This window comes from Pusillimonas sp. MFBS29, assembly GCF_020687695.1.
Lineage (GTDB): Bacteria > Pseudomonadota > Gammaproteobacteria > Burkholderiales > Burkholderiaceae_B > Pusillimonas_C.
In genome coordinates this window covers 422,541-448,532 of the sequence record NZ_JAJEWL010000002.1, presented here as the reverse complement: position 1 = coordinate 448,532, position 25,992 = coordinate 422,541, and the positions used below count along the sequence as shown (strand labels likewise).

Sequence of the window (25,992 nt, the reverse complement as noted above, 5' to 3'; positions counted from 1 at the left end):
GGATTCCGAAGTCGGCGACCAATTTGCCGATCCGGTGAGCCGACCATAGCCGCTACGGCGGCGCATCGACCGCTGCTATAGATCAGGCCTGTACCGGCGAACCTGCCTGGCCGGGTCCGCGTTTGAGGCGGTAGAGCAGGAATCCCATGATGGCGACATTCAGCAGATTCCAGGCGATGCCATTGACAAAGGCGGCCTGGTACGAGCCGCTAAGGTCGAAAATGGCGCCCGACAGCCAGCCCCCCAGTGCCATGCCGAACAGGGTTGCCATGAGTACCGTGCCCACTCGGGCTCCGGCCTCGGAAGGCGAAAAGTATTCGCGTACGACCAGGGCATAGGCCGGTACGATGCCACCCTGGAACAGCCCGAACATTCCCGATACCACATAGAGCGATACCAGACCCTTGGCAGGCAGAAACATGAGCAGTGCAATGCCCTGAAGCAGCGACCCCAGCAACAAGGTGCGAAGGCCGCCGATGTGATCCGATATCCAGCCGGATCCGAGCCGGCTGATGATGCCCAGGCCCAGCATCAGCGCCAGCATTTCGGCGCCACGTGCCGCGCCGAAGCCCAGATCACCGCAATATGCCACGATGTGCACTTGCGGCATGGCCATGGCCACACAACAGGCTACCCCTGCGATGCACAGCAGAGTCTGCAGCGCGGCGGGCGACATACCGATGGGACGCGACGGGTGAAAACGTGCCGCCTCGAGTACAAAAAATTTCTGCCGCTGTGTTGACGGGCCGGGGGCGGCCACGGGTATGGAAGGAGGACGCCTGCGATAAACCAGTGCGAGCGGCAGCATGACTGCCAGGCAGAACACCCCGACACCCATATAGGTCTGGCGCCAGCCCACAGTGTCGATGAAGTGCTGCAATATGGGGGGCCAGACTGTGCCTGCGACATAGTTTCCGCTCATGCAGATGGCCAGAGCAATGCCGCGCCTGCGCGTGAACCATTGCGAGGTGTCGGCCACCAGGGGAGCAAAGCTGGCTGCCGTGCCCAGCAGGCCGATCAGCAGGCCCTGAATCACAATAAACTGCCACAGCGAGCTGGCCGAGCCGGCAAGGATGAAACCCAGACCCAGGCCCAGCGTTCCCACCACCAGCGGCACAATCACGCCGAAGCGATCAGACAAGCGTCCCATCAGGATGCCGCCCACACCAAAGCCCAGCATGGTCAAGGTGTAGGGCAGCGAGGCGTCGGAACGGCTTATATTGAACTCAGCCTGGATCTGCGGCAGCACAACGGTGACCGAATACATGCCGACCCCGCCCAGCGTCATAAGCAAAAGGGAAACAACCAGCCTGGCCCATGCGTAGGGCGTTTCTGCAGCGTCGGTCGATGAGGTGGTTGTGGTCATGAGTCTGGCGGAAACAATGCTGGCTCACATGATACCCCCTGGCGCATCACAACTGTGAACATAAGCCAGGTTGTTAGGGTGATTGCCAGCTTTGTAATCTGGTGCAGGGCAGATACAATCTTTTGCAACTCAAGCAACACCTGAAGCAACCCGGAGCACAAGGATCATGACGATCAACCCCGAGGTTGACCGCCTGATCCGGCGACTCGACCTTAAGCCTCATCCTGAAGGCGGTCATTACATCGAGACCTACCGCAGCACTGATTCCGTCGTGCGCGAAGGGTCCGGCAGTTCGCGCAGTGCCTGCACCGCCATTTATTACCTGTTGTCGGCAGGCGCGTATTCGGCCTGGCATCGTATCGATGCCGATGAACTATGGCATTTCCATAAAGGTGGGCCGGTACTCATACACGTAATCGATGCAGCGGGCGCCCAGCGTACTCATGTGCTGGGCGATGCCCTGCATGTTGACGATGCTTCTTTCCAGGTAATGGTGCCCGCCGGCTGCTGGTTTGCGGCCGAACTAGCCAATCCCGACGACTACGCCCTGGCCGGCTGCACGGTGGCGCCCGGTTTTGAATTCGACAAGTTCGAATTGGCCGTGGCAGCGGCACTTATCGAGCGTTACCCACAGCATACGCCCCTGATTCAACGACTGAGTAAGACAGTATGAACCTGATTGCCTTGACCTTACGTACCTTGCTGCCGGCCTTGTTGCTTGCGCTGACGCTGGTACGGCCTGCCGTGGCTGCGCCATGGCTGGACGAAACTCCCAGAGTTGCCGTGATCTCGGCTTTCGAACCCGAATTAAGCCTCTTGCTGGACCAGACCAAACAAGCACGCCATTTCTCGGTTAACGGCACTCGCTTCACCACCGGCGTGCTGCGGAATAAACCAGTCGTGCTATTTCTGAGCGGCATCAGCATGACCAATGCTGCCATGACGACCCAACTGGCGCTTGATCACTTCAAGATCACTCATATCGTGTTCAGTGGCATTGCCGGCGGGGTCAATCCCGATTTGCACATCGGCGACGTGGTGGTTGCACAAAAATGGGGGCAGTATCTTGAGCTGCTTATGGCGCGGGAAGATTCGCCGGGCGTATTCGGCTCCGGCTCGCCCAACGATCTGGGCTTGCCCGGCTACGGCATGATGCGTACTCGTCCAGTCAAAGTGATCACCGCCGACCAACCAAAGGTGCATAAAAAGTTCTGGTTTGATGTCGACCCTGAAATGCTGGCCGTGGCTCAGAATCTAAAGGATATTGCCCTGCAGTCCTGCGATACCGGCAGCCAGTGCCTGCGTCGCCAGCCGCGTCTGGTAGTCGGAGGCAACGGTGTTTCGGGTGCTGCATTTGTCGATAACGCCGAATACCGAAAGTATGTATTCAATACATTCCAGGCCAATGTCCTGGACATGGAAAGCGCTGCATGTGCAATGGTGGCTTATGTCAACGCCGTTCCCTTTATTGCCTTTCGCTCACTCAGCGACCTGGCCGGCGGCGGCGAGGGGGCGAATGAAATGCATACTTTCATGGGCATTGCTGCCGATAACTCGGCCAAGGTCTTGCTTGCCTTTCTTGACGCCTGGACGCCTGATCCCTGAGCTGCGTATGAGACCAAATCCGGATCAGGTGGCCTGCCAGGATAAAGCGCCCATACGTTTTTTCGTGATATTGTCCTGTGGCGGCCATCAGCCCGGCATCCTTCCATCCTTTAGTCACCAAAAGTGGCTTTTAACCTGAAACACCCCTGTCATCATGCACCCTGTATTGCCTGCTTCCCTTATTGCCCGCTGGCTACTGGTGCTGCTTATTCTGGTTGGCCTGTATTTCCTGAGTGGTTTCCTGGTTCCCGTATTGGCAGCAACCATCATCAGCCTGGCCAGTTGGCCGCTGTATCAGCGGCTGCTGCGGCGTTGTAACGGCCGCAATGCGCTGGCTGCGTCGCTTGCGCTGATGATTGTGATCCTGGTGCTGATTGTGCCCCTGACGCTGGCACTCAGCTACGCATTCACCGAGGCCAGCAATTTCATTGCCTGGGCGTTAGCCGCGAACCGTCACGGTATGCCCGTGCCGGCCTGGATACTGGCTTTGCCGCTGGTGGGGGCGCGGCTGGCCGAATACTGGACAACTTATTTGGGCGAACCTCACGCCTTGGGCGAAATGGTGGAAATCGTCAGTGGCGAGCATTTGGGCAATATATACCGCATGCTGCTGTCGGCAACCGGTGACGTATTCAGGCTGCTGCTGGGCGTGATCTTCATGCTCATCACCCTGTTCTTTGTCTACAAAGACGGGGAACACATACTGGGCCAGCTCGATATCGTGGGCGACCGCATCCTGCCGGGGCGCTGGCGCCGTTTTTCCCGGGTAGTGCCGGCGACCGTTAACTCCACGGTAACGGGCATGGGGCTGATTGCTCTGGGGGAGGGTGTGGTGCTGGGCCTGGCCTATTGGATTGCGGGCGTACCTTCGCCGGTGTTGTTGGGCGTCATCACCGGCTTCATGGCCCTGATACCAGGCGGTGCACCTTTGTCATTCAGCCTTGTTTCGCTCTACCTTGTTGGTTCGGGCGAACCCATGGCAGGCCTTGGGCTGTTCATCTGGGGGACGGTTGAACTCTTCATTGTCGACAAAACCTTGCGTCCGCGCCTGGTGGGCGGACCGGTCAAGCTACCTTTCCTGCCCACCTTTTTCGGTCTGGTGGGCGGCGTTCAGACCATGGGGCTGGTCGGCCTGTTCGTCGGCCCCGTCCTGATGGCCTTGCTGGTGGCCATCTGGCGCGAGTGGATACACGAGGACGATCACAAGTTGGTGAAGAAGGGCGCTTGAAGTGCCGGCTCGTTGCTCGTTACACACGGGCTGTCAATTAATGCTGATCACTCTATGTTCTGCGTCTGCTCGCGCATCTGTTCGATAAGCAGTTTCAGATCGATGGCGGCGCGGGTCACGCTTAGTGCGCTGGCCTTGGAACCCAGGGTATTGGCCTCGCGGTTCATTTCCTGGAACAGAAAATCAAGTCGCTTGCCCACGCTGCCGCCCTGGGACTTGGCGCCGGGGCGGGCTGCTTCTGGTTCGGCACTCAGCAGATGTTCAAGCTCGGCAATGTGCGAACGCAGGCGCGAAAGCTCTTCGGCGACGTCTATGCGCAGGGAAAACAGCGACGCTTCCTGGGCGATGCGTGCGGTCAGCTCTGTGCCGCTGATCTGGGCAAAGCCTTCCGGGCTCGCAGCAGTCAGCGCGTCGCGCAGCTTCGAGGCGATCTTTGCCTGATGCTCGGCGAGCAATTCCGGCAGTTCGACTTCGACCTGGTTGACAATGGCGGTGATGTTGCGGGCACATTCCAGCATCATGTCGGCCAGGCGACGACCTTCGCGTTCGCGGGCAGCCAGCAATTCCGTCAGGGCTTGTGTACTGGCCTGCGTGCACAATGACAGCCAGACAGATGTGTCGGTAGATGGCGAGTTCTGCGCGCTGGCGCTTGTCAGTTCTGCCAGGCTGGGCGCGGCGATGTCCGGCAGGTACTGGCGGGCCAGCTCGAGCTGAGTGGCGATGCGGGTAAGGTAGTGCAGGTCGAGCGAGCTTTGGTCCTGTACTTCAGGACGCGTATAGCTGGCACGAATCTCGACCTTGCCGCGTTTTACGACTTGACCCAGTTGCTCGCGTATCGGGCTTTCGGCCAGTCTGAGTTCGTCGGGCAGGCGAAAGCTGACATCCAGAAATCGGCTGTTGACCGTACGAAATTCGATGGAAACACTGCCTTGTGGGGATTCGGCACGTGCATTGCCAAAAGCGGTCATGCTGCGGATCATGAAGGTCGTTGTCCTGAAGAAGTGTTAAACCGGTTATTGTAAGGTTTTTAATTTTTAATCGGAGTTAGTCTTGACTGATACGGGTCTTTCCACACCATCCATCCCCACGCGCGCATCCGGGCGTGGCGCATCAGAGCTGCGTCCGCTGGTCATTGAAACCGGCTACACGCGCCATGCCGAGGGATCCGTGCTGATCAAGGCGGGCGATACGCATGTGCTGTGCAATGCCAGCGTGCTCGATAAGGTGCCGCCCTTTCTGAAGGGCAAAGGGCAGGGCTGGGTAACGGCCGAATACGGAATGCTGCCACGCTCCACGCATACGCGTTCGGATCGCGAGGCGGCGCGCGGCAAGCAAAGCGGCCGTACTCAAGAAATCCAGCGCCTGATAGGCCGCAGCCTTCGTGCGGTGTTCAATCTGAATGCCTTGGGCGAACGAACCTTGCATCTGGATTGCGACGTACTACAGGCTGATGGCGGCACGCGGTGTGCAAGCATCACCGGCGCCTGGGTGGCTGCCGCGCTGGCTGTGCGCGGCCTGGTCGAGCAGGGCGTGCTGACTGAAAGTCCCATGCTGGATCATGTGGCTGCGGTGTCGGTAGGGCTGGTAAACGGCCACGCCTTGCTGGACCTGGACTACACGGAAGATTCGGGTTGTGGTGCCGACATGAATATTGTCATGACGGGCGCCGGTCATTTCGTTGAAGTGCAAGGCACGGCCGAGGGGCAGACTTTCGAGCGCAAGACGCTCGATAATCTGCTGGATGTGGCACAGGCCGGCATAGCGCAGTTGCTGTCAGCACAAAAACAGGCCCTGGCCTGAGCGGCGCGGCCTGCGCTGCTGTCTTGCAAGCAATCAGCCCAGGTAATGCCCGGCCCGCTCGGCATCGGCCTGGCTCCAGACCTTGCTGATGATGGCTTGTACTTCTTCGCGGCTGGCTGCGTTGCGGTAAGTGCCCAGCCGCATGGCCTTGTCTTCCAGTTCGGGGCGCGACAAGGTATTGCCCGGATCGCCTTTGGGCTCGTCGACACGGCCTGTCAGGGTGCGCCCATCAAGGGTCTGAACGGTGACCTTGCCTATCCATTGTGCCGGATAGGCAGCGTCGACTTCGGCGTCGAGTTCCATTGAAACCCGTTCGCGGAATGCCGCGGTTTCGGGGTCATTAAGCGCTGCATCGAATTCCGGCAACCCGGCCCGCCCATGCAAGGCGATCAAACCCAGGACCGTACCCATTGAAAACTTGGACTGGTGCACGGTTGCAGGCTTGGTCACAGGCCCCAGGACATCGATGGCCCCCTGGTGTACGTGCGCCACAACCCAGGCAATATCGCTTGCTGCGAGTTGATGTGACTGCAAGACTTGCTGCAGGGCGTCTGCAGCGGGGTGGGTGTGGCGACAGGACGCATGAAATTTGAACGAGGTTTCCAGCACGGTCCAGCGTGTGCCCAGGCCGTCAGTAAGTTTGGCGGGATTGGCATCGGTGGACATGCCTGCAGCCATGCCCTGGGGGCCTTCAAGTATCTGTCGTGCGCCTGTGAATCCGTCATGCGCCAGATAGGCGGCAATCACACCGTTGACTGCCGCCTTGGATGTGTGCAGCTGCTTGGAGTCGGCGGCATCGCGCAGGAACTCCCACAGGCCTGCCGCCTGTGTACCAGCTGAACCCAGGGCGTTCAGCATTTGCTCGCTGTTAAGGTTGAGCAGCCGACCGGCCGCCACGGCGGCGGCCAGTGCGCCGGCCGTACCTGTGGTGTGGAATATCTTGTAGTGTGAGCGGCCCAGGAATTCACCGATCCGGATACCCGCCTCGTAGCCGGCCACAGAAGCGACCAGCAGGTCTTTGCCCGAACGGCCCAGTGCCTGTGCCACGGCAACCGCGGCCGGAAAGACGACAGCAGCCGGATGAAATACCGAGCCGTTGTGTACGTCGTCCTGCTCGACCATGTGGGCTGACGCGGCATTCACCATGGCTGCGAACATCGGGCTGGTACTGCGCCGGGTTACCAGGTTTTCGCAAGGGCCGCTGGTCGGCCCCATCGTATCGGCGAACTGCGCAATGCTTTGGACTGCACGCGCGCTGGAGCCTGCCAGCGCAGACACCAGATAGTCGAGCAGCAAGTCTTCGGTACGGCGCAGTACGGCCTCGGGAATGTCTTCATAACTGAGTTGGGAAACGAATTCGGCGAGTTGGGCGCTGGGGTGGCTCATGGGGTACATCCTTGTTAGACCAGTGAATGACGGTGTGTTCGCTGCAGTTGTTTAAAAAGAGCGCGGCAGACCCAGTACATGCTCGGCCACATACGACAAAATAAGATTGGTCGAAATAGGCGCAACCTGATACAGGCGGGTTTCGCGGAATTTGCGCTCGATATCGTATTCGTTGGCAAAGCCAAATCCGCCATGAAATTGCAGGCAGGCGTTGGCGGCTTCCCACGAGGCATCGGCGGCGAGCATTTTGGCCATATTGGCCTGGGCGCCGCAGGGCTGATGGGCATCGTACAGACGGCAGGCCTCGAAACGCATCAGGCTGGCGGCTTCAACGTTTATGTGAGCGCGGGCAATGGGAAACTGCACGCCCTGATTCTGGCCAATCGGACGATTGAAAACAATGCGCTCTTTGGCGTAGGCAGTGACTTTGTCTATGAACCAATGCCCATCGCCGATACATTCGGCGGCGATCAGCGTGCGCTCGGCATTCAGCCCGTCGAGGATGTATTTGAAACCTTTGCCTTCTTCGCCAATCAGGTTCTCGACGGGAATCTCCAGATTGTCGAAGAACAGTTCATTTGTTTCATGATTGACCATATTGGGGATCGGGCGTACTTCCATGCCGTTGCCTATGGCCTGATGCAGGTCGACCAGGAAAATCGACATACCTTCGGATTTTTTCTTGACCTGCTCCAAAGGCGTGGTGCGGGCCAGCAAGATCATCAAGTCGGAATGCTGTATGCGCGAGATCCATACTTTCTGGCCATTGATCACGTAGCGGTCGCCTTTTTTCACGGCGGTCGTCTTGATTTTGGTGGTGTCTGTGCCAGTGGTGGGCTCGGTGACGCCCATGGATTGCAGGCGCAGTTCACCGCTGGCGATTCGGGGCAAATACAACTGCTTCTGCTCGACCGAGCCATGGCGCAGCAAGGTACCCATGTTGTACATCTGGCCATGACAGACACCGGAGTTGCCGCCATTGCGGTTGATTTCTTCCATGATGACCGAGGCCTCGGTCAGGCTCAGCCCAGAGCCGCCATACTCTTCGGGAATCAGGGCGGCCAGCCAGCCTGCTTCGGTCAGCGTGTTGACGAATTCTTCCGGGTAGCCGCGCTCTTCGTCGATCTTGCGGAAGTATTCAGGCGGAAACTGGGCGCAGAGGTCGCGAATTGCATCACGGATGTCCTGAAAGGAATTATTGTGCTGGGTCATGTCGGGGGTGTCCGGGTTCATTACAATAGGGCTTACTTTGCCCGAATCAGGCATTCTTGCCAATTATTGCTTGCTTAAGCCGGGGTTTGCCAATTTTTAAGAGAACACCCGTGGGAACACACGATGGCCATGCACTTTGATTTGACCGACATGCAGCTGATGGTGAATGTGGCCAGCATGCAGAGCATGACCAAGGGCGCGGAACGTTCCTTCCTGTCGTTGCCGGCAGCCAGCAATCGGGTCAAGAATCTGGAAAATCATTTGGGCACGGCCCTGTTTTATCGCAACAGCCAGGGCGTTACCCTGACGCCATCGGGCGAGGCTTTTGTACGCCATGCGCGCATAGTGATGCGTCAGCTCGAGCACTTGCGCGGCGATATACAGGAATACGCCAGCGGCGTGAAAGGGCGTGTACGTGTCTATGCCAACACGACAGCCATGAACGAGTTCATGCCGAATATTCTGGCCCACTATCTTGGCACGCATCGCGACGTCAATGTAGAGCTGCGCGAACGGCTGAGCTATCTTGTGGTCAAGGCGGTGGCCGACGGCTCGGCCGATATCGGTATTACCGCCCAGGCGGGCGGCGGCGAAAATATAGAATTCCTGCCTTACCGGACAGACAGGCTGGTACTGGTTACCCATCGGGATCACCCTCTGGCCGGGCACGACACCATAGATTTCGATGACACCCTGGCGTACGACTATGTCGGCCTGTCCGAGACCAGCGCCATTCATGCCTTTTTATTGCAGGCAGCCGATGATCTGGGCCGTGTCTTGCGCTTTCGTGTTGAAGTCAGCAATTTTGAAGCCGCCTGCCGCATGATTGCTTCGCATGTCGGAATAGGTGTCGTTCCCGAAACGGCCGGGCGGCGCTATCTGAAAGATCTTCCGCTGAAGCTGATTGCCCTGAACGATGCCTGGGCATTGCGACGCTTGCATATTTGTGTGCGGCAGTTCGATCGCCTTCCTGTGTTTGCCAAGGAATTGGTGTCGTTGCTGGTCCAGGATGCGGCCGCAAGCAAAACATCTGAACAAGGATAATGAACATGTCTGAAGTAGTATTGGCTTCCAATAATGCAGGCAAGCTGAAAGAGTTTTCCTCGATACTGGCCCAGGCCGGCATCACCATGGTGGCCCAGGGTGAGCTTGGCGTGTCCGAGGCTGAAGAGCCTCACGTGACCTTTGTCGAGAACGCGCTGGCCAAGGCCCGCCATGCCAGCCGGCACACGGGTTTGCCGGCTTTGGCCGATGACTCCGGTTTGTGCGTGGCGGCGCTGGATGGTGCTCCCGGGGTCTATTCGGCCCGATTTGCCATGATGGCGGGCGGCGAGAAAAGCGATGCCGCCAATAACCGCCACCTGGTGGCGCAACTGGCAGACCACGACGATCGTTCAGCCTGTTATGTGGCGGTGCTGGCGTATGTCAGATCGGCTGATGATCCCATGCCTCTGATCGCTCAGGGTGTCTGGCCCGGCCAGATTGTGGACCAGCCACAAGGCGCCAACGGCTTTGGCTATGATCCGCATTTCTATCTTCCCGAGCTGGGCAAGACGGCTGCCGAACTTGAGCCTGCACAAAAGAACTCGCAAAGCCATCGGGCGCGCGCCTTGCGGATCTTGTTGCAAGCCATGCTGGACCAGGCCGGAAAATGAAGAGGCCTACCGTAGTCCCCAGGGTCGATGAAACCAGCCCTGCGGCCGGCCGCCGGCCGGGTCTGGGCACGCAGTCTTTGGTTATGCCTGCGGCAGGCGGGAAAACCATATTGACCAGTCTGCCGCCGCTTTCCTTGTATGTGCACGTGCCCTGGTGCGTGCGCAAATGCCCGTATTGCGATTTCAACTCGCACGAGCTGGGCGCCGAACTGCCTGAACAAGACTATCTGGCCGCACTGCAGGCTGATCTGGAGCAGGCATTGCCCCTGGTGTGGGGCCGGCAAGTGATTTCGGTCTTTATCGGCGGAGGCACTCCCAGCTTGTTGTCCGGCCAGGCAATAGACCAGATGCTGGCAATGATACGCGCCTGCCTTAATCTGCTGCCCGATGCCGAGATCACTCTGGAAGCCAACCCGGGTACGGTAGAAGCAGGGCGGTTTGCCGAGTATGCCGCCAGCGGTGTCAATCGTATCTCTTTAGGGATACAAAGTTTCAACAACAGGGCGCTTGGCGCTTTGGGACGGATTCATGATGCCAGTCAGGCCTGCGCAGCCATAGAGATGGCACAGAAGGCAGTCGACAGGGTCAATCTGGACATCATGTACGCCTTGCCGCAGCAGTCGCTCGGAGAATGTGCAGAGGATCTGCGTCAGGCCATGTCTTTCCAGACCGGTCATTTGTCGCTGTATCACCTGACGCTGGAACCGAACACGGTCTTTGCCAAGTATCCGCCCAGTGTCCCCGATGATGACACCAGTGCCGCCATGCAGGATCTGATCACCGAGACAACGTCTGCGGGCGGGTGGGAGCGCTACGAGGTTTCTGCCTACGCACAAGCAGGGCAGCGTTGTCGCCATAATCTGAACTACTGGGAATTTGGCGATTACCTTGGCATAGGCCCGGGCGCTCACGGGAAACTGTCATTTCACGACAAAATCGTGCGCCAGGCCAAGCTGAAGAATCCTGCAAGCTGGATGAAGAACGCGGTTCTGCGTGATGGCAGCCATCTTGCGCAGGACCAGCAGGTGGATTGGCAGGATCTGGGATTTGAATTCATGCTCAATGCCTTGCGCCTGAAGCAGGGCGTGCCACGCAGCAGTTTCATTGAGCGCACAGGTCAGTCCATACTTGCGATTGCGCCGGCCATCGACCGTGCGGTCGCCAGGGGTCTGCTCGAGCCATCGCGTGATCGCTTGCAGGCAACGCCGCGGGGTTGGGAATTCCTTAATGACTTGCAATCTGAATTTTTGGACTAGGAACACCCTCTTACGCACTATAATATGCACCATAATAGTGCGTTGCGCCCGTTAATGGTGCGCGCAACGGCTCAGGCGTGCACGATCTGGCATGAACCATGGCGATAGAATCTGGCATGGGTTTTGCTTAAGCTGTAATGTCTTTATTTTTTCGCATTCATTGGTCCAGGAGCCTTACATGTCCACACCCGAAGACGTCATCAAACTCATATCAGAACGGGAAGTTGCTTTTGTAGATTTCCGCTTTACCGACACGCTGGGCAAAGAACACCACCTGACGATACCGGCACACACTGTCGATGAAGACAAGCTTGAAACTGGTGTCGCTTTCGATGGCTCCTCGATTGCCGGCTGGAAGGGTATCGAAGCGTCCGATATGGTGCTCATCCCCGACGCCAAGTCCGCGCGCATGGATCCCTTCCGCGAAGAGCCCACGCTGAACCTGACTTGCGATGTGGTTGAGCCTTCGGACCTGAAAGGGTATGACCGTGATCCCCGTTCGCTGGCCAAGCGCGCGGAAGCGTATCTGAAGTCCAGCGGCCTGGGTGATACCGCCTATTTTGGCCCCGAGCCCGAGTTTTTTGTATTCGACGGCATCACATGGAACGACGATATGTCGGGTTGCTTCGTCAGGATCAAGTCCGAAGAGGCTCCCTGGTCGCGCGGCATGGAACTTGATGGCGGCAATCTGGGTCACCGCCCCCGCACCAAGGGTGGCTATGTGCCTGTGCCGCCGGTTGATTCCTTTCACGACATGCGTTCCGAAATGTGCTTGTTGCTTGAGCAGCAGGGCGTGCCTGTCGAAGTGCATCACCACGAAGTGGCCGGTGCCGGTCAGCTGGAAATCGGCACCAGGTTCAGCACGCTGGTAGAACGTGCCGACTGGAACCAGATCCTGAAATACACGGTACACAATGTGGCCCATGTATATGGCAAGACAGCCACCTTCATGCCCAAACCCGTCGTTGGTGACAACGGCTCGGGTATGCACGTGCACCAGTCCATCTGGAAAGATGGCCAGAACCTCTTTGCCGGTAACGGCTATGCCGGGTTGTCGGAATTTGCCCTGTATTACATTGGCGGCATCATCAAGCATGCAAGAGCGCTTAATGCCATTACCAATCCCGGCACCAACTCCTACAAGCGCCTGGTTCCCCACTACGAAGCGCCGGTCAAGCTGGCATATTCCGCCCGCAACCGTTCGGCATCCATCCGTATCCCGTATGTTGGCAATCCCAAGGCACGCCGTGTCGAGGCACGTTTCCCCGATCCTCTGGCCAACCCCTACCTGGCATTCTCTGCATTGATGATGGCCGGCCTGGACGGCGTGCAGAACAAGATTCACCCTGGTGATCCCGCCGACAAGAATCTTTACGACCTGCCTCCTGAAGAAGACGCAAAGATTCCGACAGTGTGCGCATCACTGGAAGAGGCCGTTGCTGCGCTCGATCAGGATCGCGAGTTCCTTACACGTGGCGGTGTGTTCAGCAATGACATGCTGGATGCCTTCATTGAGCTCAAGATGGCCGAGGTCACCCGCCTGCGCATGACTGCCCATCCGGTCGAGTTCGATATGTATTACAGCCTGTAGTACTCCGGGGCGGTTTCCGGACCGCCCCTTGCCAGCAATATCCGGAACCATCATGGACGTAGCCAGTTACGACTTACTATCGACCGCTGTGCTGTTGCTGAACGACGATGGTTGCGTCGAGCACGCGAACACGGCGGCCGAAGAGCTCTTCAGCATGTCGCGCCGTCAACTGATCGCGCAGCCCGTCTACAAGCTGTTTGGGTCGGACGAGGCATTGGCCGAACGGCTTCCGGATGCCATCGCCGGCAGGTTCGGCATCTTGCGCCAGGACCTTATGGTCGACAGACGGGGCGAGCGGGTAACGGCCAGTCTGGCTGTTGTGCCGCTGGACAAGCAGCCCTGGAAGGCCTTGATCGAAGTCAGGCTGATAGAAAACCATATTCTGCTCGGGCGCCATCAGCAGCTCAGCAAGGAATTGACCGCGCAACGGGAATCGCTGCGCAATCTGGCGCACGAGGTGAAGAATCCGCTGGGTGGCATACGCGGCGCGGCGCAATTGCTGGAAGCTGAATTGAACAACGATGCGCTGGCTGAATACACCAGCGTCATTATTGCGGAGGCTGACCGGCTTGCAGGGTTGATCGACAGATTGATTGCACCGCAAGGTGAAACGCTGCAGCAAAGCGTTTTCAATATTCACGAGATTTGCGAACGCGTCAGCACCCTGGTCAAGGCAGAGTTCCCGCAAATCACGCTGACACGCGACTACGACGCTTCTGCGCCCGACGTCAAAGGCGATTTTGCCCGCCTGTTGCAGGCTCTGCTGAACATTACTCGCAACGCTGCGCAGGCACTTAGCGAGGCGCCTTCGATCGAGGCGCCGGGCATTATTCTGCGTACGCGAATAGGGCGCCAGCTGTTGCTGGCCAACCATCAGGCCAAGCTTGCCATCGTGGTGTCGGTGCTGGATAACGGTCCGGGTGTTCCGGCCGCGCTGCGCGACAGGTTGTTTCATCCCCTGGTGACGGGGCGGGCCAGCGGTACGGGCCTGGGACTGAGCCTGGCGCAGGAGTTCGTCCAGCAGCATGGCGGCATTGTGGAGTTCGATACGCTAGAGGGTCAGACGGAGTTCCGCATGATCCTGCCTTTGGAGCCAGTTTGATGAAAGCGGTATGGATAGTAGACGACGACCAGAGCATACGCTGGGTGCTGGAGAAAGCCCTGGCACGCGTGTCGGTGACGGCCCGCAGCTTTGAGTCGGCCCGCGAAGCGCTCGAGGCGCTTGAGTCCGACACGCCCTCGGTGCTTGTGACGGATGTTCGCATGCCCGGCGAGGACGGCCTGAGCCTTCTGCACAGGATCAAGCAATCTCATCCCGATCTGCCGGTCATCGTCATGACCGCGTTTACCGACTTGAACAGTACCGTGCAGGCCTTTCAGAAGGGCGCGTTCGACTACCTGCCCAAACCTTTTGATGTGAATGCGGCGGTAGGGCTGATACAGCGTGCCACACGCACTGATGAAGCAGAAGTCTCGACGGAACAGGGTTCGGGTAGCGGCCCCAGGCCAGCCGGGCGCGTCATGGCTCAATCTGCATCACCCGCCATGCAGGAGGTTTTCCGTGCGATAGGTCGTCTGGCAGCCTCAAGTGTCACGGTGCTGATCACGGGTGAGTCGGGCACCGGTAAAGAACTGATCGCCCGTGCCTTACATGATCACAGCAATCGGGCCGGCGGGCCTTTTATTGCGCTTAATGCAGCCGCGATACCTAAAGATTTGCTCGAGGCCGAGCTGTTCGGTCATGAGCGCGGCGCATTCACGGGTGCCACGCAGCAACGTCGCGGCCGCTTTGAAGAAGCCCATAACGGCACGCTGTTTTTCGATGAAATCGGAGACATGCCCCTTGAGCTGCAGACGCGTTTGTTGCGTGTGCTGGCCGAGGGCAGCTTCTACCGTGTGGGTGGCTCGCAGGCCATACAAGCCAATGTCCGCATCGTGGCGGCCACACACCAGCCGCTGGAGCAGCGCGTGGCTCAAGGTCGTTTCCGGGAAGATCTTTTTCATCGTCTGAATGTAATCCGTCTTCGCTTGCCACCCCTGCGCGAGCGCACCGAAGATATACCTGCGCTGGTCAGGCTTTTCCTGCAGAACAGTGCACAGGAGCTGGGCGTGCCGCCACGCCGCATTTCTGCCGAAGCCATGCGTTGCCTGTCGTCGTTTGAGTTTCCGGGTAACATCCGCCAACTCGAGAACTTCTGCCAATGGCTGACGGTGATGTCTTCGGGTCAGGTGATAGAAACCAAGGATTTGCCTCCCGAGGTGCTGGAGCACGCGCTTGGCCAGGGCCAACCAGCCTTGTCCGGCGCCACCGGCCTTGATTCGAACGATAGCTCGATTGCGGCTCCGGGTATGGCGCGCTCTGAGCTTGACGCGAGCGGCGATGATCAGACGCCGGCCTGGATACATGCGTTGACGCGGGAAGCAGGGCGCAGGCTGGCTCGCAACGAACCCGCCGTTATGGTGACGCTGATGCGGGATTTCGAGCGTGTGCTGATAGAAGCGGCGCTGTCGCACAGCCGCGGCAAGCGTATGGAAGCCGCACAACGCCTTGGAATCGGGCGTAATACGCTAACGCGCAAATGCACCGAGCTGGGGCTGGATCCCTAAGAAAGCCTGAGCCAGGCGGGAGTACCCCTAGGGATTGCCACCGCGCAAATAGGCCTGGGCGCGCAATGCCATCAGGGTTTCACGCTTGATGAAGTCGGCCACAAATTCATTCGCCGGATGCTGATGCAGGCCGTGCGGGGTATCCCATTGAACGATGCGGCCTTGCTGCATGACGCCGATACGATCAGCAATCGCAAAGGCTTCAGCCTGATTGTGAGTGACCAGAAGCGCGGTATGGCCGGTTTTCTTCAGTATGTCGCGCACCTCGAACGCCAGGCGCTCACGGGTATCGACGTCGAGGTTGGAAAACGGTTCATCGAGCAGCAACAGATCAGGCTCTGGTGCCAGGGCGCGGGCCAGCGCCACCCGCTGCTGCTGGCCGCCCGATAACTCATGGGGATAGCGGTGCTCCGAGCCGCTAAGGCCGGTCAGCGTCAACAATTCGCTAACTCGCTGCTTGCGGCGTGATTTTTCCCATTTGCGCAATCCAAAGGCAATGTTTTTTTCGACCGTCAGATGAGGAAAAAGCGCGTAGTCCTGAAACATCATGCCGACATTGCGAAGCTCGGGTTCGCGTTGCCAGCTGACTTCCGACAGGCAGGCATCGCCCAGCGAAATAGAGCCTGAACGCAAGGGTTCGAACCCGGCAATGGCACGCAGGACAGTGGTTTTGCCGCAGCCCGATGCGCCCAGCAGACAGCCTATGTTGCCGCGCTCAAGCGACATCGACAGTGACTGCACCACCGGCGTCAGGCCTTCGGGCGTGTCGTAGGCCAGGGTGACATTATCGAGCTTTAGAGATTCTGACATAACAGCGTTAATGACTTGTTTTGAGTTGAGCGCGCGCCAGCAATATCACCGGCAAAAGCCCGGCCAGGACGATGGCCAGGGCTGCCACGGCGCCTTCTTCGTAGGTGCCGCGCGCGGCTTCGGCATACAGCCAGGTAGCCAGTGTTTCAAAATTGACAGGCCGCAGCAGCAGTGTAGCGGGCAACTCCTTCATGGTATCAACAAAGACCAGCAGTGCTGCCGCACCGAGCGCCGGACGCAACAAAGGCAGATGAACCCGGCGTAGTGTGCCGCTGGATGTTTCACCGAGCAACCTTGAAGCATGCTCCAGCGACGGCGGAATACGGGCAAGACCCGCCTCTATCCCGCCTATGGAAATGGCCAGGAATCGGATCATATAGGCGCCAACCAGCGCACCGCTGGTGCCCATGAACAACAAGCCGGGTTCAGGATTGCCCAGTGCCTGCCAGATCCAGGCGGCTGACTTGTCCAGCAGCATAATGGGCATCAGCAGGCCTATGGCCAGCACGGTTCCAGGAATGGCGTAGCCCGAGGTGGCTACGCGGGCACAAAGCCTGGACATATTCATGGGTGCGCCGTGCCGTACCAGACGGGCCGTCCAGGCCGCCACAAGACCGGCGGCAACCGTCAGTGTCGTGGCGATCAGGGCGATCTTTACAGTGTTGTAGCCGCTGTTCAGGAGCTGGTCGGAGATAGAGCCTACGTCGTTGAAATGCTTGATGGTCTCGTTAAGCAGATAAAGGCCGGGCGCAACGAACCCTATGACTATCGGTGACCATCCCAGCGCCATGGCGGTCAGTGCATAAACACCCTTGAGCTTGCGTGGCCGCAGCGTACGCGTGCGTTGCGTGCTGGCATAACGCTGACGTCTCCTGCCATAACGCTCGCAAAGTATCAGCACGGCCACAATGCCGAGCATGGCCAGAGCGATTTGTGCAGCACCGGCCAGGTCGGATCGGGTGACCCAGGTTGTATAAACGGAAACGGTCAGGGTTTGCACGCCTAGAAACTCGGAAGCTCCGATGTCGTTCAGCGTTTCCAGCAAGGCCAGGCTGACACCCACAGCAATGGCCGGGCGGGCCATGGGCAGGGCTACCCGGAAAAATGCACTGCGGCCGCTGGATCCCAGGATGCGTGCGGCTTCAAGCAGGCTGGCTGCCTGCGTGGCAAACATGACGCGTGTGCTCAGATAAACGTAGGGGTAGAGCACAAAGCCCAGCAGGAAGATGGCACCGGGAAGTGAGCGAAGGTCCGGCAGGCGGAATTGTCGCGGGCTGTCGTAGCCCAGCAAATCACGCAGCAGAGTCTGGATGGGGCCTATCGGATGCAGCAAATCAAGATAGGCAAAGGCGACGATATAAGTGGGTACTGCCAGGGGCAACAGCAGCGCCCAGGAAAGCATGCGTCTTGTGGGAAAGTCGTACGCGGTGATCAGCCAGGCACTGCCTACGCCCAGGCAGCTGACCAGCACCCCGGTGCCCAGCAGCAGCAATACCGTGTTGCGGAAAGCAACGGGCAGCACGAACTGCAGCAGGTGAGCCCAGTGGTCGGCCGAACCCTGCACGGCGAACCACAGCAAGGCCGCTACCGGAGCCAGCACACACAGGGCGATCAATAACGTGACGATACGCCAGCCCAGCCCAGGCCTGGAAAAATAATTTACGAATGAAAGCAACTGCGGCTGTCCCTGCGTGAGTCGAAAAAATGCGGGCCCGCAGGCCCGCGCCAAGTCGTACTGTAACCGGACTTAGTTGTTGAACCCGACCTTGTCGACCAACTCGCTGGCCTGCTTGCGGTGTTTGGCGATTTCCGCCAGGGGCAGGGGATCGACAACCAAAGGCCCGAAGCTGGCTACAACGGGATCGAGCTTAACGCCGTCACGAATGGGGTATTCGTAATTGGCATTCGCATACAAGCCCTGGGCTTTGGGTGACACCAGGTATTCAAGCAGCTTGACTGCGTTGTCTTTGTTGGGCGCATGTTTGGCCACGGCAGCGCCAGAAATGTTCACGTGCGTGCCCTTGCTGTCGGCGCTGGCAAAAGTCGGGCGTACCACTTTGATGGCGTCACCCCATTTGCGCGCATCGGTGCCTGGCTCTGCGTTCTTCATGCGGCCAACATAATAGGCGTTGGCAATGCCGATGTCGCAAATCCCGCCCAGAATGTCGCGAGCCACATCGCGGTCACCCCCTGCGGCCTTGCGACCCAGGTTGTTCTTCACGTTACGCAGCCAGTCTTCGGTAGCCTCGGCGCCATTGTGAGCAATCATGGCGGCTATCAGGGCGGTGTTGTATGGATGCTGGCCAGACCGGATGCAGACCTTTCCTTTCCATTTCGGATCGGCGAGAGCTTCGTAGGTAATGGCACTGACGTCCAGGTCGGCAGCAACATAGGCCACGCGATCACGCAAGGACAAGCTATACCAGTGGTGATCGGCGCCGCGCAGGTTGGCCGGGATGGTGTCGTCAAGTACCTTCGATTGAATTGGTTGCGTGATGCCTGCTTCGACCAGGTCAAGCAGGTTGCCGATATCAACGGTCATGAGCACGTCGGCAGGTGATTTTTCCCCTTCGGCTTTAACCCGTTCTATAAGGCCGTCCTTGACGAATACGGTATTGACGTTAACGCCTGTGTCTTTGGTGAACTCATCAAGCAGAGGCTGTATAAGTTTGGGTTCACGTGTGGTGTACAGGTTGACGTCAGCAGCCATGGCGGCGGTAGACAGGGCAGAGATGGCGGTAAACCCCGCCACCGCCATGGATTTCAGCAAGGCGTGCTTTACTTTTAGGGTGCGCATGAATTTCTCCGGGCAAATGGATATCGGATGAGGTAGTTGCGTATATTAACGAAAATCATTCTTATACAGACGGAAAAGATATCATGTAAAAGGCGGACTGCCCAACAGAAATGCCGGAAATGATGCCCGCAGGCATGCAAATTATTGATCCAGATTAAACAATTGGCGTGTTTTGCCCCGAACGCCCTTGAATTCCGGGTATTGAACCTTAATATACCCTTATGCCCATGCAGGCTTGGGCAACAATATGTGCGGGTAGGCTAAAATCGGTTTTCCTTCGTTTGCGCGCCCCGGTACAAAATTGGCCGTTTATTCATCTGCCCGCAGGCAATCACTTTTTATCAGACACATGGCAGCTTTTAATACAGAGCAGGTTCTTAACGTTCATCATTGGAACGACACGCTGTTTTCCTTCACAACCACCCGTGATTCGGCCTTGCGTTTTCACAACGGCCATTTCGTGATGCTGGGCCTTGAGGTCAATGGCAAACCTCTGATGCGAGCCTACAGCATCGCCAGTGCGAACTACGAAGAGAATCTTGAGTTCCTGAGCATCAAGGTGCAAGACGGCCCCCTTACTTCGCGTCTGCAGCACCTGAAGAAGGGCGATACGGTACTGGTCAGCAAGAAGCCGGTAGGCACTCTGGTCGCCGACGACCTCAAGCCCGGCAAGCATCTTTATCTTTTCGCAACCGGCACCGGCCTGGCGCCGTTCATGAGCATCATCAAAGACCCCGAAGTCTATGATCGTTTTGAAAAAATAGTACTGTTGCATGGCGTGCGCTACAAAAGCGAGCTGGCCTACTCAGACTACATCCAGAACGAATTGCCCAATAACGAATATTTTGGCGATGTCGTGCGCGAGAAGCTGATTTATTACCCCACCGTCACGCGTGAGGCGTTCGAACATCAAGGGCGCATCACCCATGTGGTCGAGTCAGGCCAGTTGTTTGACGATATTGGTTTGCCGCCGCTGGATCCGGCCGTCGACCGTGCCATGCTGTGCGGCAGTCCCAACATGCTGGCCGACATCAGTGCCATGCTGGACAAACGCGGGTTTGTCGTGTCAGCCGGAGTGGGGCAGCCCGGCGATTACGTCATCGAAAGAGCTTTCGTCGACAAGTAATCCATCGCGGTGCGGGCTGTACATCAGACCACGGTATGTTGAGTATGGGGCTTTTAATTTTAGCTATAGATGATTAAACTCCAATAGTTGTTGCTGTGACTTAACCGAGACTCATCATGACCAAACAGATCATTCATACCGATGCAGCCCCCGCCGCTGTAGGCCCTTATTCACAAGCCGTTGCGGCCGGACCTGGCAAGACCGTTTATTTGTCTGGCCAAATTGGCCTTGAACCGGGCACCGGAGAACTGGTTTCCGAGAATTTCGAAGGCCAGGTCAGACAATCTTTCGCCAATATGCAGGCGGTAATTGAAGCGGCCGGCGGTACGCTGGACAGTATCGTCAAGCTCACGCTGTATCTGACTGACCTCAGCAAGTTCGCCAGTGCCAATGCCATCATGGCCGACATCATTCCCCAGCCTTTTCCAGCCCGCTCCACGCTTGGTGTGGCCAGCCTGCCCAAGGGCGCCCAGTTCGAAGTTGAAGCAATTATCGTCATTTAAACGGGCGAGCGGTGGCTGCTTCCCAAGCGCCCGTCCGTGCTGCCGGCAAGCGCCCTGGAAGGCAGGCAACTGACAAGAAGGGCGGGTCGCTGATCGAGCGCAAGCTGCAGCACTTGGGCTTGCATCAGCCTTCGGACTTCATTGTCCATCTGCCCCTGCGCTACGAAGACGAAACCCGTATCATGCCGATAGCCTCGATACAGGTGGGTGCGTCGGCGCAAGTGGAGGGCGAGATCATACGCAGCGAGGTCCAGTTCAGGCCGCGCCGGCAGTTGCACGCCACCATACAAGACGACACCGGGCAGCTTGCATTGCGCTGGCTTAATTTCTATCCCAGTCAGCAGAAGCAGGTAGAAGCCGGCAAGCGGGTCCGGGTCAGGGGCGAAGTGCGCAGCGGATTTGGCGGGTACGAGATCGTACATCCTAAAGTTAGCGTGGCGGGCATGCCGCTACCCACAGCCTTGACGCCGGTTTATCCGACGACCGACGGCTTGTCGCAACTGAGTCTGCGCAAAGCCATAGATGGCGGGCTGGCGGTGGCAGATTTGACTGACAGCCTGCCTGGCGAGCTATGCGAGCGCTATGGCCTGATTCCGTTTGCCGATGCCATACGGACTTTGCATCACCCGCCGGCCAATGTGTCTTACGCCGACCTGATCGAGCGTGAGCATCCGGCCTGGGTGCGCATCAAGTTTGACGAACTCCTGGCGCAGCAGTTATCGCTTGCCGCTGCCCGAGCTGCCCGGCGCCGGCAACGTGCGCCTGCGCTGGATGGCGCGCAGGCCGATTTGCCTGAGCGGCTGATGCGCAGTCTGCCTTTTTCCCTGACGAACGCCCAGGCGCGTGTGGTCAAGGAAATATCTCAAGACCTGCTGCGCACCTTCCCCATGCACAGGCTGCTGCAAGGTGATGTGGGCAGCGGCAAAACCATTGTTGCTGCGCTGGCAGCGGCCCAGGCGATTGCCAGCGGTTGCCAGGTTGCCATGATGGCGCCCACCGAAATTCTGGCGGAGCAGCACTTTCACAAGCTGCGGGCCTGGCTCGAGCCTCTGGGTGTCGAGCTGGCGTGGTTGTCGGGCAGCCTGTCGGAAAAGCAAAGGAAGCCGGCTTTCGACAAGGTGGCATCGGGGCAGGCCCAATTGATTGTCGGTACCACTGCCTTGATTCAGGAAAAAGTTGCCTTCTCCCGGCTGGGTCTGGTTATTCTTGATGAGCAGCATAGATTCGGAGTGGGGCAGCGCCTGGAACTCAGCCGCAAGGGCGAGGAATCTTTGGGCGAGCAGGCACTGATACCCCATCAACTGAACATGAGTGCAACGCCTATACCGCGCACGCTGGCCATGACCTTTTTCGCTGATCTGGATGTGTCGGCCATAGACGAGCTTCCGCCGGGGCGCAGTCCTGTACTGACCAAGCTTATCGCCGATGCCCGGCGCGATGAAGTCCTGGGGAGCGTCATGGCCGAGGTGCGCCAGGGTCGGCAGGCTTATTGGGTCTGCCCGCTGGTAGAAGAGAGCGAGGCGCTGCAGTTACAGACCGCGGTCGATACCCACGCCCGACTGGAGCAGGCTTTGCCCGACATGCGGGTGGGTTTGATACATGGCAAGCTGCCAACCGCAGAAAAACAGCTGGTCATGCAGGATTTTCGCGAAGGCCGCATAGACCTTCTGGTGGCCACCACCGTTATTGAGGTCGGTGTGGATGTACCTAACGCCTCGCTGATGATCATCGAGCACGCCGAGCGTTTTGGCCTGGCCCAACTGCACCAGTTGCGCGGACGGGTAGGGCGGGGCAGTAATCAGTCAATATGCGTGCTGATGTATCAATCGCCACTGTCGGCCATTGCGCGTCAGCGGCTGCGAGCCATGTACGAAACGGCAGATGGTTTCGAGATCGCCCGACGAGATCTGGAACTGCGCGGGCCGGGAGAGTTTCTGGGTGTGCGACAGTCCGGCCAGGCCTTGCTGCGTTTTGCCAGCATAGAGACCGATGCGCGCATTGCCGAACAGGCGCGTGAGGCGGTTGCCGAGCTGCGCGATCGTTATCCCGACCACGCACAGGCCCATATGCGCCGCTGGATGCGCAACAAACAGGATTTTCTGCGAAGCTGAATTCGCACCGGGCAAGCCGGTACAAGGGCTCCGGCCTGGTCACCAACATATACATTATTGCGAGACACAAAACATGACCCTGACTGAACTGAAATACATCGTGGCTGTTGCCCGGGAACGGCATTTTGGCAGGGCTGCGGAAGCCTGCTTCGTCAGTCAGCCCACCCTGTCGGTGGCCATACGCAAGCTCGAGGACGAGCTGGGCGTCGTGCTGTTCGAGCGTGGCGGCACCGAGGTTGGCATAACGCCCATAGGCTTGCGTGTGGTTGCCCAGGCGCAGCGAGTGCTGGAAGAGGGGGCCAATCTGCGTGAAATAGCGCGCCAGGGCCATGATCCGCTGGCGGGGCCACTGCGTGTAGGCATCATTTACACGATAGGACCTTATCTGCTGCCCAAACTGGTTCCCGAGCAAATCAAGGCGACGCCGCAAATGCCATTGCTGCTGCAAGAGAACTACACCATGCGTCTGCTCGAACTGCTGCGACAAGGAGAAATCGATTGCGCCATCGTCGCCTTGCCCCTGCCGGATACCGGTCTGGCGATACATCCGCTCTACGACGAACCATTTCTGGTGGCCGTTCCCAAGACTCATCCCTGGGCGGGACGCAAGGAAATTGCCTCGACGGAGCTTAAGGACGAAACCATGCTGCTGCTGGGTTCGGGCCATTGCTTTCGCGATCAGGTACTTGAAGTCTGCCCCGAGCTTTCCCGCTTTTCCGCCGCCAGTGAGGGCATACAGCGCACCTTCGAGGGCTCATCGCTGGAAACCATACGTCATATGGTGGCGGCGGGCATAGGGGTAACGGTTTTGCCGTCCAGTTCCCTGTCGATGCCAGGCGTGCAGAACGATCTCCTGGATTTCATACCGTTCAAGAAACCCGTGCCTGACCGCCGTGTTGTATTGATCTGGCGTAAAAGCTTCCCGCGTCCGGCGGCTATTGACGCGTTGATAAAGACCGTCAGCTCGTGCGATTTGCAGGGGGTGAAGTATCTGGATCCGGAGCTGGTCGAAGCATAGGCATGGTTCCAGCGTCGTTCGAATGCGGAATGCATGTATTTACCTGTGCTTTTCCTGGCTGCGTGTTATTCTGGGGTTAACCCGAATTATTTCTACTTCCCGGAGGTTTCTATGGCAAGAACAAGCAAGCTGGCAAGCAGTAAAGTGGAAAAAATGAGCTCCAAGGGCTTGCCCATCGACATCGGTATTTCTGACAAGGATCGCGCCACCGTTGCGACTGAACTGTCCAAAATGCTGGCCGATTCCTACACGCTGTACTTAATGACGCATAACTTTCACTGGAACGTCACCGGGCCGCTGTTCAATACGCTACACCTCATGTTCATGACTCAATACACGGAAGAGTGGCAGGCGCTTGACGCCATTGCCGAACGTATCAGGGCGCTGGGCCATTTTGCGCCAGGCACGTATGCAGAATATGCCAAGCTTTCGTCCATCGCGGAAAGCTCGTCGGTGCCCGATGCCGAAAGCATGATCCGGTTATTGGTCAAGGGTAACGAGTCAGTCGCAAAAACTGCGCGCGCCGCGTTGAAGAAGGCAGAAGGGGTTGATGACCAACCCACCGTCGATTTGCTGACCCAGCGGCTGGACGTCCACGAGAAAAATGCCTGGATGCTGCGCAGCCTGCTGCAATAGGCATCTCGCATCTGCCAAGACACCCCGGTCGCCTTGTGCTCCGGGGTTTTTTTCGCCTTTCTAGCGGAAAACCCTGAAGCCGACCAGCGGCGCTGCTGTAGCTTTCGGTGTATGCTTTCTGGCGTACTTTCAGGAGGTTGTATGAATATTCGTTTTACTCCCATCGCCGGCGTAATCAGCGTCGCGGCGAGTCTGTTTGTTTCGGGTGGTGCTTTCGCTGCCGATACCATCAAGATCGCTATCGCAGGCCCGTTCACGGGTGCGCTTACCCAGTATGGCGACATGGTCAAGGAAGGCGTGGATACGGCGGTTGAGCAAATCAACGCGGCGGGCGGTGTGCTCGGCAAGCAAATCGAAACCGTCACCATCGATGACGGCTGCGAACCCAAGCAGGGCCCTGTGGTAGCCAACCGTGTAGTCAATGACGAAATCAATTACGTGGTCGGGCACGTATGCTCCGGTGCCACCATTGCCGCCACCGATATCTATAACAACGAAGGCGTCGTAATGGTCACCCCGTCGGCGACTTCCCCGGCCGTTACCGATGACAAGAACTACGACATGATCTTCCGCACCATCGGTCGCGATGATCAGCAAGGTCCCGCTGCTGCGCAGTTCATCATCGAAAAAATCAAGCCGTCGGCAGTTGCTGTCTTGCACGACAAGCAGTCCTATGGTCAGGGCATTGCCAACTCGGTCAAGTCCGAGCTTGAAAAGGCCGGCGTCAAGGTCGTGCTGTTCGAAGGCATCAACGCAGGAGACAGCGACTACTCGGCCGTCATCACCAAGCTCAAGAGCTCCGACGCCGACTTCGTGTACTACGGTGGCTATCACCCCGAAATGGGCCTGCTGTTGCGTCAGGGCGCGGAACAAGGCCTGAAGGTGAAGTTCATGGGCCCTGAAGGTGTGGGTAATCCCGATATCAATGCCATCGCCGGCGAGGCGGTTGAAGGCCTGCTGGTTACATTGCCCGCCGACTTTACCCAAGACCCTGCAAACGCTGCGATTGTAAAAGCCTTTACCGACAAGAAGCGTAACCCGGGCGGTGCCTTCCAGCTAACGGCTTACTCGGCCACGGTCGCCATTGCCGAAGGCATCAAGGGCGTTGGCGCCGATGATCCGATCAAAGTTGCCGAGTGGCTGCACGCAAACAAAGTGTCCACGCCTATCGGCGAGGTGTCCTGGAACAAGCAGGGTGACCTGAACGAGTTCAAGTTCGACATCTTCAATTGGCACAAAGACGGCTCCAAGACCGTCTACAAATAAGCCGGCGACCAGGTTTTTC

At 58.2% G+C, this 25,992-nt stretch carries 23 protein-coding genes; 16 read left to right on the top strand and 7 right to left on the bottom strand.

Annotated features, from left to right (window positions below):
• Positions 1-82: 82 nt before the first annotated feature.
• On the bottom strand, positions 83-1,366 hold the full coding sequence (locus tag LKR43_RS04755) for an MFS transporter (protein WP_227682711.1): 1,284 nt from the start codon (positions 1,364-1,366) through the stop codon (positions 83-85).
• 166 nt (positions 1,367-1,532) lie between these two features.
• Between LKR43_RS04755 and LKR43_RS04750 the strand changes: the two genes are divergently transcribed.
• From LKR43_RS04750 to LKR43_RS04740, 3 genes are all read left to right on the top strand, one after another.
• Positions 1,533-2,039 (top strand): cupin domain-containing protein, encoded by a 507-nt coding sequence (locus LKR43_RS04750; RefSeq protein WP_227682710.1) that lies wholly within the window; start codon positions 1,533-1,535, stop codon positions 2,037-2,039.
• Positions 2,036-2,971, top strand: coding sequence for a 5'-methylthioadenosine/S-adenosylhomocysteine nucleosidase (locus tag LKR43_RS04745; protein WP_227682708.1), 936 nt, complete (start codon positions 2,036-2,038; stop codon positions 2,969-2,971). Before LKR43_RS04750 ends, LKR43_RS04745 begins: the two co-directional genes overlap by 4 nt.
• Before the next feature lie 154 nt (positions 2,972-3,125).
• Positions 3,126-4,199, top strand: coding sequence for an AI-2E family transporter (locus tag LKR43_RS04740; protein WP_227682707.1), 1,074 nt, complete (start codon positions 3,126-3,128; stop codon positions 4,197-4,199).
• A gap of 47 nt (positions 4,200-4,246) precedes the next feature.
• Here LKR43_RS04740 and LKR43_RS04735 read toward each other — a convergent pair whose 3' ends face one another.
• Positions 4,247-5,179: a YicC/YloC family endoribonuclease gene (locus LKR43_RS04735; protein WP_227682705.1), complete on the bottom strand. Its 933-nt coding sequence runs from the start codon at positions 5,177-5,179 to the stop codon at positions 4,247-4,249.
• Between the two features lie 70 nt (positions 5,180-5,249).
• Between LKR43_RS04735 and rph the strand changes: the two genes are divergently transcribed.
• Entirely contained in the window at positions 5,250-5,999 is a 750-nt protein-coding gene (rph, locus tag LKR43_RS04730) for a ribonuclease PH (RefSeq protein ID WP_255675952.1), read from the top strand.
• A 33-nt stretch (positions 6,000-6,032) separates the two neighbouring features.
• Here rph and LKR43_RS04725 read toward each other — a convergent pair whose 3' ends face one another.
• On the bottom strand, positions 6,033-7,385 hold the full coding sequence (locus tag LKR43_RS04725) for an MmgE/PrpD family protein (protein WP_227682703.1): 1,353 nt from the start codon (positions 7,383-7,385) through the stop codon (positions 6,033-6,035).
• Between the two features lie 51 nt (positions 7,386-7,436).
• A complete protein-coding gene (locus LKR43_RS04720) occupies positions 7,437-8,597 on the bottom strand; it encodes an acyl-CoA dehydrogenase family protein (protein WP_227682830.1) in 1,161 nt (386 codons plus the stop codon).
• A gap of 123 nt (positions 8,598-8,720) precedes the next feature.
• Here LKR43_RS04720 and LKR43_RS04715 point away from each other — a divergent pair, with 123 nt between their 5' ends.
• From LKR43_RS04715 to ntrC, 6 genes are all read left to right on the top strand, one after another.
• Entirely contained in the window at positions 8,721-9,641 is a 921-nt protein-coding gene (locus LKR43_RS04715) for a LysR substrate-binding domain-containing protein (RefSeq protein WP_227682701.1), read from the top strand.
• Between the two features lie 5 nt (positions 9,642-9,646).
• Positions 9,647-10,252, top strand: a complete 606-nt coding sequence (gene rdgB / locus LKR43_RS04710) for an RdgB/HAM1 family non-canonical purine NTP pyrophosphatase (protein ID WP_227682700.1) — start codon at positions 9,647-9,649, stop codon at positions 10,250-10,252.
• Between the two features lie 83 nt (positions 10,253-10,335).
• A complete protein-coding gene (hemW, locus tag LKR43_RS04705) occupies positions 10,336-11,508 on the top strand; it encodes a radical SAM family heme chaperone HemW (protein WP_227682828.1) in 1,173 nt (390 codons plus the stop codon).
• Positions 11,509-11,686: 178 nt separating this feature from the next.
• Complete coding sequence (gene glnA / locus LKR43_RS04700; RefSeq protein WP_227682699.1) at positions 11,687-13,099, top strand: type I glutamate--ammonia ligase; 1,413 nt, start codon at positions 11,687-11,689, stop codon at positions 13,097-13,099.
• Between the two features lie 52 nt (positions 13,100-13,151).
• Positions 13,152-14,201, top strand: a complete 1,050-nt coding sequence (gene glnL / locus LKR43_RS04695; RefSeq protein ID WP_227682698.1) for a nitrogen regulation protein NR(II) — start codon at positions 13,152-13,154, stop codon at positions 14,199-14,201.
• Positions 14,201-15,706, top strand: coding sequence for a nitrogen regulation protein NR(I) (gene ntrC / locus LKR43_RS04690; RefSeq protein ID WP_227682697.1), 1,506 nt, complete (start codon positions 14,201-14,203; stop codon positions 15,704-15,706). The genes glnL and ntrC overlap by 1 nt, the downstream gene beginning before the upstream one ends.
• 27 nt (positions 15,707-15,733) lie before the next feature.
• On the opposite strand, the gene LKR43_RS04685 is transcribed toward ntrC, so the two are convergent.
• The 3 genes from LKR43_RS04685 to LKR43_RS04675 form a co-directional block, all read right to left on the bottom strand.
• Positions 15,734-16,516 carry an ABC transporter ATP-binding protein gene (locus LKR43_RS04685; protein ID WP_227682696.1) on the bottom strand — a complete coding sequence of 261 codons (783 nt, stop codon included), beginning with the start codon at positions 16,514-16,516 and terminating at the stop codon, positions 15,734-15,736.
• A 7-nt stretch (positions 16,517-16,523) separates the two neighbouring features.
• Positions 16,524-18,191 carry an iron ABC transporter permease gene (locus LKR43_RS04680; RefSeq protein ID WP_227682695.1) on the bottom strand — a complete coding sequence of 556 codons (1,668 nt, stop codon included), beginning with the start codon at positions 18,189-18,191 and terminating at the stop codon, positions 16,524-16,526.
• A gap of 72 nt (positions 18,192-18,263) precedes the next feature.
• Positions 18,264-19,313 carry a Fe(3+) ABC transporter substrate-binding protein gene (locus LKR43_RS04675; RefSeq protein ID WP_227682694.1) on the bottom strand — a complete coding sequence of 350 codons (1,050 nt, stop codon included), beginning with the start codon at positions 19,311-19,313 and terminating at the stop codon, positions 18,264-18,266.
• Between the two features lie 349 nt (positions 19,314-19,662).
• Between LKR43_RS04675 and LKR43_RS04670 the strand changes: the two genes are divergently transcribed.
• The 6 genes from LKR43_RS04670 (at position 19,663) to LKR43_RS04645 (ending at position 25,973) form a co-directional block, all read left to right on the top strand.
• Positions 19,663-20,439, top strand: a complete 777-nt coding sequence (locus LKR43_RS04670) for a ferredoxin--NADP reductase (protein ID WP_227682693.1) — start codon at positions 19,663-19,665, stop codon at positions 20,437-20,439.
• Positions 20,440-20,555: 116 nt separating this feature from the next.
• Entirely contained in the window at positions 20,556-20,942 is a 387-nt protein-coding gene (locus LKR43_RS04665) for a Rid family detoxifying hydrolase (protein ID WP_227682692.1), read from the top strand.
• An 11-nt stretch (positions 20,943-20,953) separates the two neighbouring features.
• Complete coding sequence (gene recG / locus LKR43_RS04660; RefSeq protein WP_370632063.1) at positions 20,954-23,053, top strand: ATP-dependent DNA helicase RecG; 2,100 nt, start codon at positions 20,954-20,956, stop codon at positions 23,051-23,053.
• Between the two features lie 73 nt (positions 23,054-23,126).
• Entirely contained in the window at positions 23,127-24,071 is a 945-nt protein-coding gene (locus LKR43_RS04655) for a LysR substrate-binding domain-containing protein (protein ID WP_227682691.1), read from the top strand.
• Positions 24,072-24,182: 111 nt separating this feature from the next.
• Positions 24,183-24,707, top strand: a complete 525-nt coding sequence (locus LKR43_RS04650; RefSeq protein WP_370632062.1) for a Dps family protein — start codon at positions 24,183-24,185, stop codon at positions 24,705-24,707.
• Between the two features lie 141 nt (positions 24,708-24,848).
• Positions 24,849-25,973, top strand: a complete 1,125-nt coding sequence (locus LKR43_RS04645) for a branched-chain amino acid ABC transporter substrate-binding protein (RefSeq protein ID WP_227682690.1) — start codon at positions 24,849-24,851, stop codon at positions 25,971-25,973.
• The last annotated feature ends 19 nt before the right edge of the window (positions 25,974-25,992 follow it).

Bases quoted from the DNA above. Each gene is read 5' to 3' on its own strand.
- LKR43_RS04735 (WP_227682705.1), bottom strand. From the start codon at position 5,179: ATGATCCGCAGCATGACCGCTTTTGGCAATGCACGTGCCGAATCCCCA.
- LKR43_RS04645 (WP_227682690.1), top strand. From the start codon at position 24,849: ATGAATATTCGTTTTACTCCCATCGCCGGCGTAATCAGCGTCGCGGCG.
- LKR43_RS04685 (WP_227682696.1), bottom strand. From the start codon at position 16,516: ATGTCAGAATCTCTAAAGCTCGATAATGTCACCCTGGCCTACGACACG.
- LKR43_RS04650 (WP_370632062.1), top strand. From the start codon at position 24,183: ATGGCAAGAACAAGCAAGCTGGCAAGCAGTAAAGTGGAAAAAATGAGC.
- glnL (WP_227682698.1), top strand. From the start codon at position 13,152: ATGGACGTAGCCAGTTACGACTTACTATCGACCGCTGTGCTGTTGCTG.
- LKR43_RS04675 (WP_227682694.1), bottom strand. From the start codon at position 19,313: ATGCGCACCCTAAAAGTAAAGCACGCCTTGCTGAAATCCATGGCGGTG.
- LKR43_RS04670 (WP_227682693.1), top strand. From the start codon at position 19,663: ATGGCAGCTTTTAATACAGAGCAGGTTCTTAACGTTCATCATTGGAAC.
- LKR43_RS04720 (WP_227682830.1), bottom strand. From the start codon at position 8,597: ATGACCCAGCACAATAATTCCTTTCAGGACATCCGTGATGCAATTCGC.
- LKR43_RS04740 (WP_227682707.1), top strand. From the start codon at position 3,126: ATGCACCCTGTATTGCCTGCTTCCCTTATTGCCCGCTGGCTACTGGTG.
- ntrC (WP_227682697.1), top strand. From the start codon at position 14,201: ATGAAAGCGGTATGGATAGTAGACGACGACCAGAGCATACGCTGGGTG.
- LKR43_RS04745 (WP_227682708.1), top strand. From the start codon at position 2,036: ATGAACCTGATTGCCTTGACCTTACGTACCTTGCTGCCGGCCTTGTTG.
- LKR43_RS04750 (WP_227682710.1), top strand. From the start codon at position 1,533: ATGACGATCAACCCCGAGGTTGACCGCCTGATCCGGCGACTCGACCTT.
- LKR43_RS04655 (WP_227682691.1), top strand. From the start codon at position 23,127: ATGACCCTGACTGAACTGAAATACATCGTGGCTGTTGCCCGGGAACGG.
- LKR43_RS04725 (WP_227682703.1), bottom strand. From the start codon at position 7,385: ATGAGCCACCCCAGCGCCCAACTCGCCGAATTCGTTTCCCAACTCAGT.
- LKR43_RS04755 (WP_227682711.1), bottom strand. From the start codon at position 1,366: ATGACCACAACCACCTCATCGACCGACGCTGCAGAAACGCCCTACGCA.
- rdgB (WP_227682700.1), top strand. From the start codon at position 9,647: ATGTCTGAAGTAGTATTGGCTTCCAATAATGCAGGCAAGCTGAAAGAG.
- LKR43_RS04665 (WP_227682692.1), top strand. From the start codon at position 20,556: ATGACCAAACAGATCATTCATACCGATGCAGCCCCCGCCGCTGTAGGC.
- glnA (WP_227682699.1), top strand. From the start codon at position 11,687: ATGTCCACACCCGAAGACGTCATCAAACTCATATCAGAACGGGAAGTT.
- LKR43_RS04715 (WP_227682701.1), top strand. From the start codon at position 8,721: ATGGCCATGCACTTTGATTTGACCGACATGCAGCTGATGGTGAATGTG.
- hemW (WP_227682828.1), top strand. From the start codon at position 10,336: ATGCCTGCGGCAGGCGGGAAAACCATATTGACCAGTCTGCCGCCGCTT.